Annotated in this window: 1 protein-coding gene; it reads right to left on the reverse strand. The window is 65.6% G+C overall.

Going from position 1 to position 500, the window contains the following annotated elements; translation table 11 throughout:
- A partial coding sequence (locus CXQ96_RS17980) for a peptidase U32 family protein (RefSeq protein WP_146070958.1) occupies positions 1-500 on the reverse strand: 500 nt, incomplete at both ends.

Raw genomic sequence — 500 nt, forward strand, 5'->3', positions numbered from 1 at the left:
CGGTCGATCAGCACATTGTTGAGGCGCGAGGTCAGCCCTTCCGGCTCCTCGCTCCAGCGCACCGCCTTGGCCGGCGAGCAGACGCCACAGAGATTGGGTGATTCACCGGTAAGGTACGAAGACAGATGGCAACGACCCTCGGCCATGATGCACAGGCTGCCAAAGGCGAACACTTCGATCGGCACCGGGCTGCTCGCCGCGACCTGCTTGACCTGCTTGAGCGAAAGCACCCGCGGCAGCACCGCGCGGCTGATGCCGTAGCGCTGCTGATAGAAGCCCAGCGCGGCGGCATTGGTAGCCGACCCCTGCACCGACAGATGCAGATTGAGTTTGGGATGGCGCTTGCTGGCATAGCCGAGCACGCCGGGGTCGGCCGCGATCAGCGCATCCACGCCCATGTCGGCGGCCTGATCCACGGCGCGCTGCCAGCGATTCCAGCCGTCCGGCTGGGCATAGGTGTTGACGGCGATATACAGCTGCCGGCCCTTCTCGCGGATCAG

This window comes from Arthrobacter sp. B1805, from assembly GCF_002929745.1.
In the GTDB taxonomy this organism is placed as follows: domain Bacteria; phylum Actinomycetota; class Actinomycetes; order Actinomycetales; family Micrococcaceae; genus Arthrobacter_D.